Annotated in this window: 18 protein-coding genes; 5 read left to right on the plus strand and 13 right to left on the minus strand. The window is 36.9% G+C overall.

Annotated features, from left to right (window positions below; genetic code table 11):
• Window positions 1–72: 72 nt before the first annotated feature.
• The 4 genes from ACZ76X_RS02315 to ACZ76X_RS02330 form a co-directional block, all read right to left on the minus strand.
• The gene (locus ACZ76X_RS02315) at window positions 73–864 is read right to left on the minus strand and encodes an enoyl-CoA hydratase (protein ID WP_479849377.1); all 792 of its coding nucleotides are present in this window, start codon (window positions 862–864) and stop codon (window positions 73–75) included.
• A gap of 44 nt (window positions 865–908) precedes the next feature.
• Window positions 909–2,513 carry an ATP-dependent acyl-CoA ligase gene (locus tag ACZ76X_RS02320; protein ID WP_479849378.1) on the minus strand — a complete coding sequence of 535 codons (1,605 nt, stop codon included), beginning with the start codon at window positions 2,511–2,513 and terminating at the stop codon, window positions 909–911.
• Window positions 2,514–2,751: 238 nt separating this feature from the next.
• The gene (locus tag ACZ76X_RS02325) at window positions 2,752–4,491 is read right to left on the minus strand and encodes a sigma 54-interacting transcriptional regulator (RefSeq protein WP_479849379.1); all 1,740 of its coding nucleotides are present in this window, start codon (window positions 4,489–4,491) and stop codon (window positions 2,752–2,754) included.
• Window positions 4,492–4,854: 363 nt separating this feature from the next.
• Window positions 4,855–5,901 (minus strand): DUF2332 domain-containing protein, encoded by a 1,047-nt coding sequence (locus ACZ76X_RS02330; protein WP_479849380.1) that lies wholly within the window; start codon window positions 5,899–5,901, stop codon window positions 4,855–4,857.
• Window positions 5,902–6,281: 380 nt separating this feature from the next.
• Here ACZ76X_RS02330 and ACZ76X_RS02335 point away from each other — a divergent pair, with 380 nt between their 5' ends.
• A complete protein-coding gene (locus ACZ76X_RS02335; RefSeq protein ID WP_479849381.1) occupies window positions 6,282–7,784 on the plus strand; it encodes a malate:quinone oxidoreductase in 1,503 nt (500 codons plus the stop codon).
• 46 nt (window positions 7,785–7,830) lie between these two features.
• Here the strand turns inward: ACZ76X_RS02335 and lsrB are convergent, their stop codons facing one another.
• The 4 genes from lsrB to ACZ76X_RS02355 are packed head-to-tail and all read right to left on the minus strand — an operon-like array spanning window position 7,831 to window position 12,282.
• Window positions 7,831–8,874 (minus strand): autoinducer 2 ABC transporter substrate-binding protein LsrB, encoded by a 1,044-nt coding sequence (gene lsrB / locus ACZ76X_RS02340; protein WP_479849382.1) that lies wholly within the window; start codon window positions 8,872–8,874, stop codon window positions 7,831–7,833.
• Window positions 8,871–9,860 (minus strand): ABC transporter permease, encoded by a 990-nt coding sequence (locus ACZ76X_RS02345; RefSeq protein ID WP_479849383.1) that lies wholly within the window; start codon window positions 9,858–9,860, stop codon window positions 8,871–8,873. The genes lsrB and ACZ76X_RS02345 overlap by 4 nt, the downstream gene beginning before the upstream one ends.
• Entirely contained in the window at window positions 9,857–10,810 is a 954-nt protein-coding gene (locus ACZ76X_RS02350) for an ABC transporter permease subunit (protein ID WP_479849384.1), read from the minus strand. The genes ACZ76X_RS02345 and ACZ76X_RS02350 overlap by 4 nt, the downstream gene beginning before the upstream one ends.
• Entirely contained in the window at window positions 10,807–12,282 is a 1,476-nt protein-coding gene (locus tag ACZ76X_RS02355; protein ID WP_479849385.1) for a sugar ABC transporter ATP-binding protein, read from the minus strand. Before ACZ76X_RS02355 ends, ACZ76X_RS02350 begins: the two co-directional genes overlap by 4 nt.
• 197 nt (window positions 12,283–12,479) lie before the next feature.
• Between ACZ76X_RS02355 and ACZ76X_RS02360 the strand changes: the two genes are divergently transcribed.
• From ACZ76X_RS02360 to lsrF, 4 genes are read left to right on the plus strand one after another with little or no spacing between them, the layout of a single operon-like run.
• Entirely contained in the window at window positions 12,480–13,412 is a 933-nt protein-coding gene (locus ACZ76X_RS02360) for a sugar-binding transcriptional regulator (protein WP_479849386.1), read from the plus strand.
• The gene (lsrK, locus tag ACZ76X_RS02365) at window positions 13,412–14,974 is read left to right on the plus strand and encodes an autoinducer-2 kinase (RefSeq protein WP_479849387.1); all 1,563 of its coding nucleotides are present in this window, start codon (window positions 13,412–13,414) and stop codon (window positions 14,972–14,974) included. The genes ACZ76X_RS02360 and lsrK overlap by 1 nt, the downstream gene beginning before the upstream one ends.
• Before the next feature lie 25 nt (window positions 14,975–14,999).
• Window positions 15,000–15,362 (plus strand): cupin domain-containing protein, encoded by a 363-nt coding sequence (locus ACZ76X_RS02370; RefSeq protein ID WP_000909986.1) that lies wholly within the window; start codon window positions 15,000–15,002, stop codon window positions 15,360–15,362.
• A gap of 6 nt (window positions 15,363–15,368) precedes the next feature.
• Window positions 15,369–16,151, plus strand: coding sequence for a 3-hydroxy-5-phosphonooxypentane-2,4-dione thiolase (lsrF, locus tag ACZ76X_RS02375; protein WP_000219778.1), 783 nt, complete (start codon window positions 15,369–15,371; stop codon window positions 16,149–16,151).
• Between the two features lie 107 nt (window positions 16,152–16,258).
• Here the strand turns inward: lsrF and ACZ76X_RS02380 are convergent, their stop codons facing one another.
• From ACZ76X_RS02380 to ACZ76X_RS02400, 5 genes are all read right to left on the minus strand, one after another.
• Window positions 16,259–16,762, minus strand: coding sequence for a GNAT family N-acetyltransferase (locus ACZ76X_RS02380; protein ID WP_479849388.1), 504 nt, complete (start codon window positions 16,760–16,762; stop codon window positions 16,259–16,261).
• 315 nt (window positions 16,763–17,077) lie between these two features.
• The gene (locus tag ACZ76X_RS02385; RefSeq protein ID WP_479849389.1) at window positions 17,078–17,473 is read right to left on the minus strand and encodes a VOC family protein; all 396 of its coding nucleotides are present in this window, start codon (window positions 17,471–17,473) and stop codon (window positions 17,078–17,080) included.
• A 204-nt stretch (window positions 17,474–17,677) separates the two neighbouring features.
• Complete coding sequence (locus ACZ76X_RS02390; RefSeq protein ID WP_479849390.1) at window positions 17,678–18,382, minus strand: nucleotidyltransferase domain-containing protein; 705 nt, start codon at window positions 18,380–18,382, stop codon at window positions 17,678–17,680.
• Window positions 18,383–18,524: 142 nt separating this feature from the next.
• Window positions 18,525–18,851, minus strand: a complete 327-nt coding sequence (hmoA, locus tag ACZ76X_RS02395; protein WP_479849391.1) for a heme-degrading monooxygenase HmoA — start codon at window positions 18,849–18,851, stop codon at window positions 18,525–18,527.
• Between the two features lie 88 nt (window positions 18,852–18,939).
• The gene (locus tag ACZ76X_RS02400; RefSeq protein WP_479849392.1) at window positions 18,940–20,160 is read right to left on the minus strand and encodes an MFS transporter; all 1,221 of its coding nucleotides are present in this window, start codon (window positions 20,158–20,160) and stop codon (window positions 18,940–18,942) included.
• Window positions 20,161–20,163 lie beyond the last annotated feature (3 nt).

The raw sequence follows: 20,163 nt of genomic DNA on the forward strand, positions 1-20,163 counted from the left end.
CTGTTTGTATATATTTTAGTAATTCCTGCCAAAGGCAGGAATTACTTTTTTGTATATTATAGTTATAGCTTTTTATTTATGATGAAAGATTGGTGTCCTCTTTTCTATAAAGGCTTCCACTCCCTCTCTTACATCACTTGTTTGAAACACATGTCCAAAATTCTCAGCTTCTATTTTTAATCCCTCCTCAAGAGAAGCAGATAATCCCTTATTGATGGATTGCTTCATCAAGGATAAAGCAGGAAGAGAAAACCGAACTATTTTCACAGCTAGTTCCTTCGCCTTATTAAGCGATTCGCCACGCGGAACAACATGATTCACCAAACCAACTCGCCAAGCTACTTCGGCAGTGAGTGGTTCACCAGTAAACATCATTTCTTTCGCACTTGCAGCTCCAATTAACCGTGGTAAACGTTGCGTTCCGCCTGCACCTGGAAACAAACCTAACTTCACTTCTGGTAGCCCGATTTGAACGTGTTCTTCTATAATTCGCAAGTCACATGATAAAGCTAATTCACACCCACCCCCAAGCGCTAATCCGTTAATAGCAGCAATTATAGGTTTCGGCAATCTTTCTATTTTATTTAACGGATTTTGAAGCCACAATGATTTTCCCTCCGCATATTCACTCCCTTTCCCAATCCATTCCGGAAACGACTTAATGTCCCCCCCTGCAACGAAGGCCTTTTCTCCAGCTCCTGTTAGAAGTACAGCAATTACTTCATCATCCCGTTCAATTTCATCAATCGCTATCGTCAGTTGCTCTATCACAGCAACGCTCAGTACATTCACAGGAGGATTATCAATGATAATTGTTGCGATTCCATCTTCTTTGGACCATGTAACAACCCGCTTATTTTCCAATCCAATCCCTTCTTTCCAATATGTAATAAGGTAAAATCAGCACATCAAATTGTTCTTTTAATTACATAACCGATTTGTTCACGATCCCAAGCGCCGCCGATTCCTTCCTCCTTCAGCTTGAACTTTTGAATTCGTTCCGTCGCGGTTTTGGGAAAAGTTTCACTGAACTGAACATATCGAGGTACCATGAAGTAAGCCATGCGTTCTTGACACCAATCTATAATCTCTTCATGAGACAGCGTTTCTCCTTTCTTTATAATCACATATAATTTAACATCCTCTTCTCCCACTTCTGATGGGACACCAATGGCCGCCGATTCCATTACTTTTGGATGATTATTCACAACTTTTTCGATTTCCCAAGAGGAGATATTTTCACCACGCCTCCTGATACACTGTTTGATTCGATCGCAAAAATATAAGTAACCTTCTTCATCTAGATAACCTCGATCTCCTGTATGGAACCATCCCTCCATCATCGTCTCCTCTGTTTTATCAAGCATTTTATAATAGCCTTCCATGAACGCTTGTCCCTGTAAGGAACGAATAAAAATCTCTCCAATTTCACCAGTCCGTGCTTCATTTCCATCTTCATTGACAATTTTCGTCTCTACGTAAGAATATGGTTTTCCTATAGAAGGTGGCTTATTGGCATGCAATGGATTCGTTACACAAAAACCCGTCGTTTCCGTTAATCCGTAACCTTCCACAATCCGGATGCCAAACCGTTTCTCAAATGGCTCCCAAAACTCCTTAGGCGTAGCAGCGCAGGCCGTCACCCTTACTAAATTGTCATTATCGTCTTCCTTTTCTGGCTGCTTGCAGAGAATAGGAATCATAGATCCTAAAGAATTAAAAATGGTTGCGCCATGACTGCGAATTTCATCCCAAAATCTAGAAGCACTAAACCGCTTACCAAGAGCAATCGTCGCATTGGAAGAAATGGACCCAAGTACTGTATGGGCCTGAGCGTTTATATGAAATAACGGAAGCGCTGTAAATAAGACATCTTTTGAACTTGCGCCAACCATATAATTAGCAAATGACTGCGCAGAATTTACATAAGCAGAATGACTTAACATGACTCCTTTAGGTAAGCCAGTCGTTCCAGAGGTATACAGGATACTGTTAATAGAAGTGGAGGAAACAAATGTATTTGGAAGGTGATAATTATTTGTATTCAGTACATCTTTCAATTCAATTACTGATTGATCTTTACCATTCCCTGAAATGACCGCGCTTTCATTTTTTCGGTAAGCAACAATTTGAATGTCCCTATGTATACATGACAAACAAGAGGAAATTTGAGGAAAAAATTCCTTATCAACGATAATTAACTTACAATCAGAGTGAGATACAATATACTGCAAACCTTCTCCTCTTAAATGCACATTCAGAGGCACCGCAATTGCTCCCATAAAAGATAAAGCAAACCATACATCCAGATATTCAGGAGTGTTATGAAGCATAATACAAACCTTGTCTCCTTTTTGAATACCGAGCTCACAAAATCCCGCTATGGCTCTTGCAATTCGATGATAAAGCTCCTCATATGTAATCCTTTGTTCTTCAAATTGTAAATAAACTTTACTAGGTGTTTTTTCGATACTTTGCATAATAAAATGCGGTAAACTTTGATTTTTGAGCATTGAATTCCATCCCTTCCTGCTAAAATCCTTTTTATTTATATAGCAAGAAACATGCCAAAAATCGACTCATTCCCTATTCCTTTATTTCTTCGTACTCTCCCTTGCTTGTCTAACTTCACATGTCGCATTTGCGCTACAAATATTAGCATCCATGTCGCATATATAAGAAAATGTCGCAAAAGAGAGACAATGTTTATTACTACAAACAAAAAAGGGCCTGTTCGCCCTTTACTTTCCTTTATGACATTTCGTATTTTTCTATTTTTCTATATAAGCTGGCCCGATGAATTCCTAAAAGCTCGGCTGCCCCTGTTATATTTCCAGCTGTTTTTTCCAAAGCTCTCGTAATCGCACGTTTTTCAGCTGCTTCCACTTCCGCCTGCAGTAAATAACTCACCTCATGCTTATCTTGGTCCATCGTAAACATTTCATGGTTTAACTCTTCTTCCAAATCTTTTTTCCGTAAATAGGCAGGAAGATGATGCACTTGAATAATCATTTCTTCTATAACATTCATCGCTCGTTCTAACACATTCTCTAGCTCTCTAATATTCCCTGGCCAATCATGCTCCATGAATATATCTCTTACTCTCTTATCCAATGAAAGAACGTTACTACCTAGTTCACCATTCAATTTCTTAATTAAAAATTCCGTTATATGTATCATATCTTCTTTTCTCTCTCGCAACGGAGGAATATCAATCTCAAACACATTCAACCTATAATATAAATCCTCCCTAAACTCCCCTCTTTGTACCATTTCACGGAGATTTCGATGTGTCGCCGCAATGAAACGGACATCAACTTTTTGAATTTTCGTACCTCCAATTCTTTCAATCTCTTTCTCTTGCAATACACGAAGCAATTTCACCTGCATATCCAAAGACATATCACCAATTTCATCTAAAAACAACGTTCCCTTATCGGCCAATTCAATCTTTCCAGGCTTACCACCTTTTTTCGCTCCTGTAAAAGCCCCTTCTTCATATCCAAACAATTCAGCCTCCAAAAGCTCCCTTGGAATCGCAGCACAATTCAAACGAATAAATGTGTCATTAGCACGTGGACTTGCACGATGTACCGCATGTGCAAAGAGCTCTTTTCCTGTACCACTTTCTCCTCTTATCAAAACGGTAGACCGACTTTTAGAGACCTTTAAAGCCATCATTTTGACTTCTTTCATTTTTGCACTCTCTCCTATAATGCTTTGGAAGGAAAGTCGCCCCTCTTGCAGACGCTGTAATTCAGTTTGATAGTAAGATAACTTTGATTCCATTTCACTAATTTGATCTCCCAAAGCTTTAAACTGCTGTATATCATGAAACATAATTTTACCAATTGCTCCAATAATCTTGCCTTCCTTTATGATAGGTATGCGCGTTGCAATTATATTCCGATTACTTATACGCTGGATATGTCCGATTTCCATTTGTCCCGTATTTACAACAATATGCATCCTCGTATTCTCAACAACCTCCGTACAATGCTTTCCAATCGCTTCTTTCGGATCATCAATTCCTAAAAATTGTGCATAAGAACCACTTAAAAAATTGACAATTCCTTGTTCATTTACCCCTAGAATGCACTCAGATAGTAAATTTAGGGCACTTTCATATCGACTTATGATGCTTTCCAAAGACTGTATACTTTTCCCTTTCCTTTCCAAAATGACAATTGATCCGTGTTCTGTCTCATTTTGATATACACGGGATTCATTCACAATTAAAACTTGGTTGCCACTCCTACATTCATACCTGTACAAACTATCATTTTGATTTACTACTAACTTTTTACGCTTAGGAATAATCACTGATATATGCTCACCTATTATTTCATTTTCTTTTTTATGTAACATGCTACAGAATAGTTTGTTGTTATATGTGATGATTCCATCATGATTTATAACAGCAATTCCGTTATTCATTACCTGAAGAGCCTGACTAGTTACCTGCAAATTCATTCGTTCGTCCATACGCATTTATTTGAAAGCCCCCTATCCAATTGTGCTCATTCTCGCATGTATTATATATTCATTTTAAATATTTACTTTCCTTTGGTTTTTTCTTTTGATGTCATAAATTCTTAAACTAGTAATATAGCTCATTAACCAGCGCCTTCTTTTTTTGTACTAGCAAGGGTTTTATAATCCACTTTCTATAGCTTCTTTTGGAAGAAGCTTATCTCATGGGCCATTTTCAACATGCTGTAGGGACATGTTTAACACTTACATTGGATGCATAGAACAAGTTTAATAAAAAGCAAAAACAGTTGACTGATTACCTTCTGTCAACTGTTTTAATTACAGATATTGGTGGCGAAACTCAAAATTGTTAGGTTTTCTTTAGCATAAAGTTCGATCCCCAAGCTTCCAACTAAACCATCTCCCATGCCCTTCTGTTTCTCCAACCGTTTCACGATATTCGTTTCCGTTAATATAATAATCAATATGAAGGTCCCGGTCCCACATGTTGTTATATAGGTGGAATACATCACGTTTTGCGCCGATTTCTTGTATTTGTTTTTCTAGCTTATGTTTTACTTGTTCAGGTATTTGATTTGCGACATGTGTATGGAAAATACAGATTATAGCATCTTCCCTTATTTGTTCAATAATAGATGGCAATAGCTCCACACCGTCGCCTTCTATTAATTGAACAGATTCATTTTTTACTACAGATGCGGCTTGGTCAAACATTTCAAGTCTTTCTTTATGTTCTGGCCAAATGAGTGCACGGAGCCATAAATAATCTTCATCACTATGTAAATCATTCACATGTAAGTCCAGTCCAATTCTTTCTACGACAGATGGGCTTTCTTTTAGAAAATGTGGCACATTCTCCCCTCTTATTTCAGAAGTTACATGTACGTTCGAATTTATATTTCCGTAGGTTTCATCTGTTCCGTACGAATAGCCATATTGATCCCAGAACAGTTGTAATCCAGAACTTGTCCCAATTTCAATTAACGCTAACGGCTTTTTCACTTTATTAAATATGTAACAAAAACTTGGGTATAAGTACGCACATCGCCTTACTTCATTCGTTTGAACGAGTTTCGTTTGTAATAAAGTAATGATTTCTTCTCGGTACGTTTTACAGAAATCCTTAAAATGATCAAAAACTTGATCTAAATCGGTATTAGCATTTTCAACTAAGCTACTATAATACGTTTTTACATGATGTTCTTTCCCTGTTAGTAATAAATAATGTACGGCTCCTAATAGTAAGTTTGGGACTGGTTGACCTGCTTGAGCATAGGAAGATAGTGTAAGTACTTCCTCATCTTCAGCAATTTGTATTGATAAGTATTCATATAAGTCACTTGACCCTTTACATTCCTTTATTGAAAAATTTCGAAATAAGTTTGCGATTTGTTCTTGTGTACGCATTGGTATCCCTCCTCATTAATATTACAGAATAATCTTATTATTAAAAGGACAAAAGTTCCATAAAAAGGTATCCATTCTACCCACTTTCGTATACGTAAGCTTTTTCGGGATAATTTCAAACTGTAATTTTTTTCTATTTATCACCTTAAAAGAGCTTGTTAAATAAGATTTTTGGCGAATAAAACGTTAAATAGTTTAAAATTATCAGATAACACTAGATATTTTAGTCTATTAATTATTATAATAGAGTATGAGATGGTTATATAATTGAGACAAAAAAGGTAAATACCTAGGTGGGGCCTAGGCGGTGTTTTCATTTTACGGCTTAGATATAAAAACACCTACTCTTTTTTGCCAATATAGGGGATGGAGAGATTATCATGAGCAACATGCAGCAAAAAACAGACGTTATCTTAATTGGTGCAGGAATTATGAGTGCAACGTTAGGCTCATTACTAAAAGAATTAGCACCTGAATGGGAAATTAAAGTTTTTGAAAAACTCGCAAGTGCCGGGGAAGAAAGCTCTAATGAATGGAATAATGCAGGTACAGGGCATTCTGCGCTATGCGAACTGAACTATACTTCCGAAAAATCTGACGGATCTATAGATATTAGTAAGGCTGTAAAAGTGAATGAGCAATTCCAGCTTTCAAGACAATTTTGGGCATATCTTGTAAAAAGTAAATTAATTCGTAATCCACAAGATTTCATTATGCCTCTACCTCATATGAGTTTAGTACAAGGTGAAAAAAATGTTGAGTTTCTAAAAAACCGTTTTGAAGCGCTTTCAAAAAATCCACTGTTTCAAGGTATGGAATTTTCCGATGCTCCTGAAACATTAAAAAAATGGCTTCCACTCATTATGGAAGGACGTACATCCAACGAACCGATGGCGGCAACAAAGATTGACTCTGGAACAGATGTTAACTTCGGTGCATTAACTCGTATGTTGTTTGATTACTTACAAACGAAAAATGTCGAGCTAAACTACAAACATAGTGTCGAAAATATTAAACGCACGAAGAATGGTTTGTGGGAAGTAAAAGTACACGATATGAATAGTGGTAAAATTGAACATCATACTGCAAAATTCGTCTTTATTGGCGGCGGTGGTGGTAGTCTACCTCTACTACAAAAGACTGGTATCCCTGAATCAAAACATATTGGTGGATTCCCAGTAAGTGGACTATTTATGGTATGTAAAAACCAAAAAGTTATCGAGCAACATCATGCGAAAGTATATGGTAAAGCTAAAGTTGGCGCTCCGCCAATGTCTGTACCTCACCTTGATACGAGATATATTGACAATAAAAAAGCTTTACTATTTGGACCGTTCGCAGGGTTCTCTCCTAAGTTCTTAAAAACTGGCTCAAACCTTGACTTAATCGGTTCTGTAAAACCGAATAACGTCTTAACGATGTTAGCTGCTGGTGTAAAAGAAATGGGATTAACAAAATACTTAATTCAGCAAGTTATGTTATCACATGAAAAACGTATGGAAGAATTACGCGAATTCATTCCGAACGCGAAAAGTGAAGATTGGGATATTGTAGTTGCTGGGCAACGTGTGCAAGTAATTAAAGATACCGATGCTGGCGGTAAAGGTACACTTCAATTCGGTACTGAAGTTGTTAGTGCAGCTGATGGATCAATTGCTGCATTACTTGGCGCATCACCAGGTGCTTCTACTGCCATTCATGTCATGCTTGAAGTGTTAGAAAAATGTTTCCCAAGCCGCATGGTAGAGTGGGAAGGAAAAATAAAAGAAATGATTCCTTCTTACGGTATTTCACTAACAGAAAATCCAAGATTGTTCCAAGACCTACACACTTCTACAGGTCGTACGCTTGGATTAAATGAAAAAGAAACAGTTCATAACTAATGAAGAAATAAAAAAACGTCCGATATATTCGGACGTTTTTTCGTTACTAGAAATTATATTTATCAATATTCTCTTTCGTAAATACAACCCGCTCTGGCAATACGATAATTCCATTTCCTTCTGCCTCATAATCATAACCTTGGATGGAGTTTGACTCTACTTTCACTTTTCCGATTCCTTTTACTTCAAAACTATCCCCTACTTTTAACTTCTTCCCTTTTACTACTATTTCATTTGCTACATACGTTGCGAGTGCACCTTGTTGTTTTACATCCCATAATCCAAATTGTTGTACTGTTCCTCGTTTTACGTAATCACGCATAACGTTTGGTGTAGAGAAGCCAGTTACAACAACTTTTTTATCCATTTTCAAGTTTTCAGCTGCTTGTGCCATCGCTGGTAGTGCCGTTGCATCCGGGCAAATGACTGCGTTAATATCTGGATACGTTTTTAATATGTTCTCCCCTACTGATAACGATTTTTGCGCATTATTTTCACCGTACTGCGTCGTTACAATTTCCCAGTTCGGATATTTCTTTTTAATAATTTCTTTCGCTTTCGTTACCCATTGGTTTTGATCCGTTACTGTTGGGCTAGAATAAAAGAAAGCTACTTTTCCTTTATCTCCAATTTGTTTAGAAGTCATTTCAATTAATAAATTAGCAAGTTGAACTGGTGTTCCTTGGCTTATATAAAATGAACGGTCTTTCGGATTGACATCAGAGTCCCATGTTAAAACAGTCATCCCTTTTTTCTTAGCACGTTGCAATGATTGTGATAGACCATCTACTGACGTAGAAGAGACCATAAGTGCATCATAGTTTTGATTAATAAAGTTGTTTATATATTTCACTTGCCCTGATACGCTTGCTTCAGACGGTCCATCATATTTCACTTGTACGCCTAACTTATCACCCATCTCTTTTGCTCCTTCACCGCCCGATGTAAAGAAGCCGACTCCAGTTAATTTCGGAATGAAGGCAAATTTCACATCATCTGCCTTCTTCTTATCTGCCGTTTGACTAGAGCAAGCGATTAAACCGATTAAACAAATGCATACGATGAATACAATCCCCAGTTTTCTCTTCATGACATTTCCCCCTTATGCAAGTTCTTTCTTTTCCACGGTGTGAATTGATGTAATTTGAAATGTCTCATAATAACTGAAAGAATAAGAATAATACCAATAACTACGTTAGATTGTTCATTTGTTAAACCGGTCATTTGTAAGCCATACTGCATGACTCCAATAAAAATACTCGCCAGTACCGTACCGATAATACTTCCTTTTCCTCCTGTAATAAGTGTCCCGCCTAATACGACTGCTGTAATGATTGGTAAAATCGTTTCACTTCCCATATCAGCACGGGCGGAACCGAAATATGCAGTTAAGAAAGCACCCCCTAATCCACCTCCTAACCCGGAAAGTATGTAAGCGATGATGACTACTTTTTTCGTTTTGATCCCAGTGTATTTTGCGGCATTTTCGTTCGCACCTGTTAATTTGACGTGGCGCCCATAAATAGTATGATGAAACAATACAGTGCATAAAACCGTTAATATAATCAATAACCATAATAAATTCGGTATCCCTATAAAACTACCGTTTGCCAGTTGTACAAATGCGTCAGGTAAACCACTTATCCCTTCATATCCAGAAGCACCTGCCCCTCCTGAAATGACGAGTGCAATTCCTCCGTATAAAAACATCGTTCCAAGTGTAACGACAAGTGGCTCTACATCTGTCATTTTTATAATGATTCCGTTTAAAGCTCCTGTTAAACAACTAATTATAAGAGTTAATATGACCGCTAGCAAAATAGGTATTCCATTCATCCAAAGTACACCGATCAAGATCGAAGTGAGCCCCATTATGGAGCCGACCGAGACATCAATTCCTCCTGTTACAATAACGAAAGTCATTGGTATCGCTGCGATTGCGATAAAGAGAAAATCATTTGTACTAAAAAGGAGATTACTAATATTTAAAAAATCACTATTTATAAAACTAAAGAGAATGAATTCTAATAGAAGTAATACGATTAGAACAACTTCCCATCTGTATACATACTTCATAGATTCATCCTCCTTTCTGCCTTCCACTTTTTCATAACACTATCTAATATAACGATTAGTAATAATAAGAAACCTGAAATAGCATTATTCCAAAATGCTGGTATTTTTAAAAAGACGAGTGAACTGCTTATCGCCTCTAAAAATATCGCTCCTAATGCAGCTCCAACTATAGAACCCGTTCCTCCTTTTAAATGAACTCCTCCTAGTACAGCAGCTGCGATAACCTGTAGTTCTATCCCAGTTCCTGTTTGATTTGGAACGAATCCGATATTCATAACAAATATGCAACCAGCGAGCGCAGCGCTTATGCCTGAAATCATAAATGCATATATCTTCACTTTATTAACGGGTATACCAATAAGCCTCGCACCATCTTCATTATCACCTACCGCATAAAAGTATCTTCCGAATGGCACTTTCCTTAAAAAGAAGTATAGTAGTAGTAAAATAATAAGAACAACCCATACAATTATCGGCAAACCAAATATGACGATTGATGACAGTTGCTTAAAATTATTTGGTATGTCTTCAATCCACTTTCCGCCTGTGAAAATTAACATCGCACCTCTAATGATCCCTAACATACCTAATGTCATAATAATAGCTGGTACCCGAAACTTCGCAACGCCAATCCCATTTATAAAACCGAGAATAGCGCCAAGTAAAATAGCAGCAAGTATGGACAAAAATGCATGATATCCATCCGTTAACAACATCCCGCAAACTGCTGCGCTTAATCCCATAATTGAACCGACTGATACGTCTATATTTTTCGTAAATAAGACAAACGATTGGCCAATTGCTAGCACGACTAAAATCACGCTTGATTTCAACATTAAAGATAACGAGTTAAGCTGAACGAAACTTGGATTTATTATTCCGACAATGGCAATGTAAATGAGTAATAATAGTATGATAGATGTTTCGTGCATTTTATACATACGTTTCATTCCGTTACACCTCCGTATGCAAGACGTGTAACTTCATTTACAGTCATATTTTGTTTCTCTAAATGAGAAACAAATTGTCCATTTCGCATTACATATACACGATTTACTAATTGAACGATTTCTTCCACATCGGAAGAGATTAATAATATCGCGAGCCCTTCCCTTTTCATTTTTTCTATCGTCTCATATACTTCAATCCTTGCTTTCGCATCAATTCCTCGAGTCGGTTCATCAAGAATAATCATTTTCGGATTACCCGCAAGATATTTTGCCAGCACGATTTTTTGCTGATTACCTCCCGATAAAGATGCTAGAACTCCATCCATGCTCCGTACAACAATTCGGAACTGTTCTATATACGACTTAACTAAAGCGCTTTCTTTTTCTTGATTAATGAAAAAACGACTCTTCTGGTGTAAACTTGCTGCAGTCATATTTTCTTTAACTGATGCAATTAAGAAAATACCATTTCTTGCTCTATCCTCTGGCACATAAACTAGTCCTTCGCTTAGTCTTTTATGCAAAGAGCATGAATCAATTGATTTTCCTTCTAATAAAATAGAACCTGATTTTATAGATTTCAATCCAAATATAGTTTCTGCTAATTCCGTTCTGCCTGATCCAACAATGCCAGCAATACCTACAATCTCCCCAGCATGTACAGTAAATGATATATTTTCGAATGCGTGACTCGTTATATCCGTTACTTCTAATATTTTTTTCGTTTCTTTTGTCTCTTGCGCTACTTCTCTTTTCTCTTCTTGTTTATACCCTTTCGGTAATAACCCCTCCATTAACATGTCATATGTATAGTCACATACATCACCTTGGCTTACAATCATTCCGTCACGTAATATCGCTACTTTGTTCGCAATTTCAAAGATTTCTGGAAAGCGATGCGTAATATATATCATTCCAATTCCTTTTTCTTGTAAACTTTTCATCAGCACAAAAAGACTCTTTATTTCATGAGTTGTTAATGTCGATGTTGGCTCATCTAAAATAAGAATCTCGGCTTCCCGTATTAATCCTCTAACGATTTCTACTAACTGTTGCTGCGCAATGGATAGTGATCCTCCTAGTTCTTTAAGATCAATATCCCACCCTAAACTTTCCATCAATTGCTGAATCTTTACTTTTAATTCCTTCCCTTTTAGTCCGATACATATATTTTCTTCAATGGTCATATGCGGAAAAATGAGTGGTTCTTGTGGTATTAAGTAAATCCCATCTCGGTGTGCTTCTTTCGGATTTACAAACTGTTTCCTCATTCCTTTTACATACATTTCTCCATTATCATACGAATATAACCCCGTTAATATTTTCATTAATGTTGATTTTCCAGCACCATTTCCTCCAACTAAAGCGTATATATCGCCACGCTCTACTTGTAAGTTCACTTCTTTTAGCACAAGTTGATTTGAAAACGCCTTACTCATTTTCTTTACTTGTAATAAGGGTACGCTCTCCACATGATGCCACCTACCTCTATTCAGAACATTTTTTGAGAAAATGATTATTTGTTCTACTTGTTTTGTAGCATTGTATATTCCTTTTTTCATATCTAGAACACTTTTTTCACCAGACAATTAATCGTTTCAACTGGAATAAACAAAATATATAGCACATATGTTTAAGCAGTGGTCAATTGTTGAAAGGGATGACGAGTATGACACAGCTGAACTTTGAACAGAATTTATTAACGAAAGTTGCTTGGTACTATTATAAAGATCAATTAACACAACAGGAGATCGCTTCACTCCTTCATATTTCAAGAAATAAAGTCGTCCGATTATTAGAAAAGGCGCGCAGTGAAGGGATCGTTACATTTCACGTAAAAGGGACTGGTTTACACTGTTTAAGTATTGAGCGTGACCTGATGAAAAAATTCCACTTAAAAAATGCTTTCATTATCCCTACTCCAATAGACAATTATCACACTTCTCTCGGAAAAGCTGCTGCACAATATTTAGAAACTCAGCTCCAGCAAGGCGATTTACTCGGCATTGGATGGGGTGAAACGATTAGCAAAATGCTAGAAAACATTCATTTTGAAAGTTCTATTAATCTTTCAATCGTAACGCTAACCGGAGGAGTAAATCACTATCTCCCAAGAAAACAAAACTATTTACACTGTATGCAAGGGGATCTTCACATCATCCCTACGCCGTTTCTAGCATCTACAACCGAAATGGCACAAAGTATTCTATCAGAACCGAGTGTAAAAGATATGCTTCATGTCGCTTCACTTGCACATACGGCAGTTGTCGGTATTGGAGGATTATCTCAAGACGCTACGATTGTAAAGGAAGAAAAGTTAACGCTACGTGAGATGACGTATATTCGTAGTCAAAACGGAGCTGGTGATATTTTAGGACAGTTTTACAATACGAATGGTGATTTATTAAAGCTCCCACATCATAATCGACTAATTGGTACGCCGCTCACAATTCTGCGCAAAATGAAACATGTCGTTGGTGTTGCTGGAGGTACAGAAAAGATAGATGCAATTTATGGTGCCTTAAAAGGAAAGTTCATTCATACATTAATTACCGATGAGGAAACGGCCCTCTCCTTATTACGAAAGGATGGTGATTGTTAATGTCTCATTTATTAGCTTTTGATGCTGGTACAGGAAGCATTCGAGCTGTTCTTTTTGATTTACTAGGTAATCAGATTGCAGTCAGTCAAAAAGAATGGGTTCATAACACAGATCCTCGTTACCCAGGTTCTATGAATTTTGATGTAATAGAAAACTGGAAGCTAGTACAACAATGCACGAAAGAAGTTTTACAAAGAAGTAATGCCTCTCCCTCTTCTATTCAAGCAATTAGCGCTACCAGTATGCGAGAAGGTTTTGTTTTATATGATAAAAGTGGGCAAGAAATATGGGCTTGCGCAAATGTTGATGGGCGCGCATCCGCTGAAGTTAGTGAACTAAAAGAAATTCGGTCACATCTTGAAGAAGATTTATATACAAGATCTGGTCAAACTTTTTCATTAGGTGCTTTACCTCGCCTACTCTGGATTAAAAAACATGAACCAGACGTCTATAGCAATATTCATTCTTTTACGATGTTAAACGATTGGATTTTATATAAACTAAGTGGCGTACTACAAATCGATCCTTCAAACGGATGTACATCCGGTATTTTTGACCTACAAAATAGAGTATGGGATAACGATGTCGCTATCGAGTGCGGTTTAACGTTGCCATTTTCACCAATAGTAAATGAAGCTGGTACAGTAATTGGTACCGTCACAAAAGAGTGTGCGGCATTAACTGGATTATGTGAAGGAATTCCTGTCGTCGCCGGGGGCGGAGATGCTCAAATGGCCTCACTCGGAACAGGAGTAGTTAGGCCTAATCAAACATTAATATGCGGAGGTAGTTTTTGGCAGCAAGAAGTAAATGTTACAGAACCACAAACAGATCCACATGCTTCCATTCGGGTAAATTGTCACGTTATACCTAACCTTTGGCAATACGAAACGATTGCCTTTTTTCCAGGGCTTGTTATGCGCTGGTTTCGAGACGCTTTTTGCCAAGAGGAAAAGAAACTTGCTGACAAGCTCGGTATAGATGCTTACGCATTATTAGAAGAACAAGCAAAAGACGTACCTGTCGGCTCACATGGGATTATCCCTACTTTTTCAAACGTAATGAACTACATTTCTTGGCGTCATGCCGCACCTTCTTTTTTAAATTTAAGTTTAGATGCAGACAAATGCGGAAAAAAAGAACTGTTCCGTGCTATTGAAGAAAATGCTGCCTTCGTTACACTTGGTAACTTAAAATTAATAGAAAATCTCACAGGAACATTCCCTTCTGAAGTCATTTTTGCTGGCGGTGCTGCTAAAGGAAAACTATGGCCACAAATTCTAGCGGACGTCCTTGGTATTCCTGTGAAAGTACCGATTGTGAAAGAAGCAGCTGCTTTAGGAACTGCGATTGCTGCTGGAGTTGGCGCAGGCATATATTCATCCATGGAAGAAACTGCTGAACAGTTTGTACAGTGGGAGCACACATTCGAACCAGTTACTGAAAATCATGAACTATATAAAGAATTCTATGAAACATGGAAAACTGTGTATGACAGTCAACTCTCTTTAGCTGATAAAGGGCTCACCTCACATATGTGGATTGCGCCTGGTGCACTGTAACACATTACATAAAGGAGTGAAATGTATGTTAAAAGCGAATGAAAATGATTTCTCCTATCGCTTCGGTGATAACGGGCCGAAATATTTAATACAAGGTCCGAATATTGATCTTGGCCTTGTTGTCATTCAGCCTGGGCAGGAGTTTCAAAATCACTACCATACGACGTGTGAGGAAGTCTTTTATGCATTAGAAGGTGAAATTGATTTCTATGTGAATAACGAAAGGGTTCCAATTAAACAAGGCGATGTATTGCAAGTCCGCCCTCATGAATCTCACTATCTTATTAACCATTCTGACAAACCTTTTAAAGCAGTTTTTATTAAGTCACCACATTTACCAAATAAAGATACGGTACAAACGGAAAATCCAACATTAACGAAGGAGTGATTTCTAATGACTTGGGGATTTAAAAATCGATTAAATACAATTTTACCTGATGGAAGAGCGGTTATGTTAGCGATAGATCACGGCTACTTTTTAGGACCAATTCACGGGCTAGAACAACCACTTGAAACAGTTAAAAACTTACTTCCTTACACAGATTCCCTCTTTTTAACTCGAGGCGTACTTAGCTCCTGTATTCCTGAAAACTGCAGCACACCGATGGTTATGCGTGTATCAGGCGGAGCTACTGTTGTCGGTAAAGATTTAGCGAATGAAACAATTGTTACACCTGTAAAAGAAGCAGTAAAACAAAACGCAATTGGCGTCGGTGTTTCTGTTTTCGTCGGATCAGACTATGAAACACAAACCGTATCAAATCTCGCAAATGTAGTTTCAGAAGCTCACGATTACGGCTTGCCAGTACTCGGTATTACTGCTGTTGCGAAAGAATTGCAAAAACGTGAAGCACGCTTTCTAGCACTCGCTTCCCGCGTATGCGTTGAAATGGGAGCTGACATTATTAAAACGTATTACTGCGAAGGATTCGAAAAAATTACAAGTACTTGCCCTGCCCCAGTCGTAATCGCTGGTGGACCAAAACTTGACTCCATTGAAGACGCATTAAACATTACGTACAATGCACTGCAAGAAGGTGCAATTGGAGTAGATATGGGCCGAAACATATGGCAATCTGAACATCCTGCTGCCATGATTCAAGCAATACATGGCATTGTGAAAAACGGATTGAATGTAAAAGAGGCACTCCAATTATATGAAGATGTAAAAAATTAAAACAAACGAACAAACGATTGCATTTAAAGGAAAAGCCCATATGTTAGATTACTGAGTAATCTAACATATGGGCTTTCTTTTACATTTTTCATTGTTTTGAATTTAATCTATAGATCGCGCACATTCCAAACAATCTCACCGCGTTCACCAAACGTACTGTGATGTCGCTTAAATCCTATCTTTTCTAATACACGGAAAGACGCCGTATTCCAAGCACCTACAGTAGACCAAAGTCTATGGCGCCCCGTAGCAATCGCTGCCTCAAGCACTGCTGATGCTGCCTCTGTCGCATAACCTTTGCGATGAGCATGTTGAAACAACTCATATGCAATCTCTGGCTCTTCAAGCGTGGCACGACCAATAATTAAGCCACAGTATCCGATAAAATCCCTTTCTTCTCGCCTACGTATAGTAAGAAGAGAAATACCATTTTCAGTTGCTTTCTTGCGCATTTCGATAAGAGAGCTACGAACAGATTCAATGGTTGGCATGTCCACACCACGTTCACCAACTAATTTTCTCAGCCAGACTGCATCAGATTCCTCCCACATATTCAGATCGAGTCGTTCCGTTTTTAACTGGAACGCCATATCTTTAAAAACAGCTGTCATAGCGGTAACCTCCTATTAATTTCACTGTACTACTTATAATAGTTTCGTACTTTACCATATGCGAAACCTGCTTCATTCTCTAATTTTTTCATCATTATATATATTAATGTTATTTTGTACATAAGCGATTCTTTTACAAAATAGACCTTGTTATCAAACTTCATTTTAAATCTATAATATTTCATTTAAAGTGAACATCCTCTAGTTTATTAACAATTTATTGTTCGCTTATCATACAAATAAAATAATCAAATCCCTTTCCAAACTGGATAAGGAGCTATATTTACATCTTCAAACAATTTCTCTCGTTGATTGCTATTGATTTTTCTTACCATCTTTATAGTCAAGGCAGGACACTTCGATTAACAATCCATTAAACATTGAAAAATAAAAACCATAACTACTCCCTCTCATAGAATACGGTGCCTTTTCTATTTCAATGCCGCCAGCTACTAAACGATTATATGCTTGATCAACTTCACTTGAAGTATCCACTAAAAAACCAATATGAAAAGCTTCAGGATACATAACTTCCATATTCCCCTTAAATGCTTTTGGATCGCTTAGCACAAGTATAAATCCACTTTCATCACTCATTACTACTAGTGCCTTTCCCTTTTGCTCCAAAAATTGAAAATCAAAAAATGTTTCAAAGAAATGTCTCGCTTCTGATAAATCATCAACACATAGATTCAAATGATTTAACTTCATTCACTCATCTCCTATTAAATAGAAGTTATATAGACTCATATTGATACACCTAAATATGTAGGGCTAGATATTCAAGCGTTCCATCTAAGACTATGCTCTATAGTCTAATACTTTTTTCTATAGCCTAGAACGCTTTTTTTAATGAATGCAATTATATGAACCATTCGACATGAAATATTAATGTACCTATATAAAATAGACACATTATTTACTTTTCAAATTGTGTAAAACCCACTCAATCAAGAAAATTGCTGAAGTTATACGCTCTGTCGTATCACTTAAAAATAGTTTATTTATAAAGTCTTCAAAATGAGTTGGTACTATAGATAATGTTTCAATATACTTCAAAACAGATCCCGCTGGCGGTGTAGGCTTGTTATGAATAGCCCATATGCCTTCTATCAATGTCCAAGTTGAAGTTTGAACGATGTATGAAGCTTTTAACTCATCATTTGCTTTCAATGCTGACTGAATTTTAATGAGCGAACTATGTAACCAATGAGAAATACCTTTCACTTTGTCGCTAGAAACACGATAGTTTTCAAATTCATATGCAGCTATTTCCTTTAATTTTTTTAACTCATCGCTTTTATCAAACAAAATTTCCCCTTCTAAAAATGAGTATAGTTCCATTGGATTATTTTTATAGTTTACTAGTATTTGATTAACGTCTGCATACTTATATTCAACTAAAATATCTTCTCTCGTTTCAGAATGAAATTTCTTCTTTTGTCCGTCCTCTAACAAAATATATAAGTCTAAATCCGAATCAGGATATGCATCACCTCTTGCGACGGAACCGATAAGCATACATCCAGTTACCTTATCTATTGATAAGATTTCAGCTACTATTGTTTGCACTAATTTTTTATGTTGCTCATGTTTAATAGATGTTTGTACTTCTAACATTTGTACCTCCAAACATTTTTTCCACTTCATTTCCCCCATTTATAACGAAACAATACAATATATATCATCCACATTTTACCATAAACCAAAAAAGAGGATACTCGTTTATTACTAAACAAATATCCTCTACCTTACATATATATTACGATTGTTGATAAGCTGATTTCGATGATTTCACATAATAAACTGCGTGATCCACGTTAATGATATGATCTGGTTTTGGCTTACCACGACTCGCTCTATGACCAGCTAAATGTTCTTCGCTTGTTTCCCAGTTTTTCCATGCTTCTTCAGATTCCCAGCGAATCATAACGACAACTTCTTCGTCGCCACGTCTTACTTTTTTCACAAGAACATTTAAATCGATGAAGCCTTCAAATTTTTCAATAATACCTTCGCCAGTGAAACGTTCTACAACTATATTTGATGTACCTTCTTTTACTGTAAATGTTTTCGTTTCAATAAACATATATCCCACTCCCTCTTTATAATACGAATACTACTATTCTTCCATTATAATTGATTATGATAATTATTTTCAATTAAAAAGTTTTGAATTATGCTGATTTTTCTTCTATAGCCTCATCTAAAAATTTGAAATACGGAAGTAATAGTCCTATTAAAGAAGTAATACATATAATCACACCGATGATAAAGTAAAGTGATCTTACTCCCCATATTCCACTTAGTATGCCTCCTAATAACACACCTAACGGCATAGCGGATCGTATGAAAAATAAACGCACTGAAAATACTTGTCCTATCATATTGTTTGGTACTGTTTGTTGGCAAATTGTTGTGTTATGAACATTGAAAAATGAAATACAAATGCCTGCAACTACTTCAATAAACACCGCAATTACTATACTATGATTGAACGCTAGAGAAATGTATGTGAGTCCTCCTATAAACAATCCACCAAGCATGAGTATACGCCGGCTTTTATATGTTACTTTTCCGACTAGTATAGATCCAATTACATAGCCAAACGGGAAACCAGCCATAAAATAACCAAACTCCGCATAACCTGCTGACAGTTCATCTTTTATATAAGGAAGATTTGTAACCAGCGTTACCCCGACCCCAAATTGTACGAAAGTAAGAAAGACACCGAGCCACACGATAACTGGTTTTGTGAAAAAATATGTAAAACCATGAAGAAACTGTTCTAGCCACGTTTTCCGAATGGATTGTGTTGTTCTCTTTTCTTTTATATAAAGTAATAATGCACCACTAACAAATAGACAAATACATACGAAAGATAGTGTAAGTTCTACCCCAATCAAATGAATGACTACTCCGCCTAATATTGGCCCAAGAAACATCATAAGTCGAGCCATCCCATCAATATACGCATTTGCATCTTGAAGTTGTTCTTTACTTACAATGCTCGGTGTAATTGCTTGACTTGCAGGTGTATATAGCGGCGTAATAAGTCCGATTATTATTTGTACGACATACACATGCCAAACTTCTATATTACTTGTAAGTATCATGACGAACGGCAATAAGAAAACGGAAGCTCGTACCCATTGTGAAAAAATCATAATCCACTTCCTGCTCCATTTATCAATAAATGGGCCACTTATTAGTTGCAGTATGAGTGATGGAATGAAATATAATAGCCACATACTACTTAAAGCTGTTTTTGACCCTGTTAATTCATAAACAAGAATAGAATTACATAACGTTCCGAAGCTCCCGCCCAATTCTGAAATCGCGCTACCTATCCACATGAAAAAGAACGAACGATTTTTCAATACATTTTTCAATTTCATACA

It is taken from the genome of Bacillus sp. BC05(2025) (assembly GCF_056725905.1).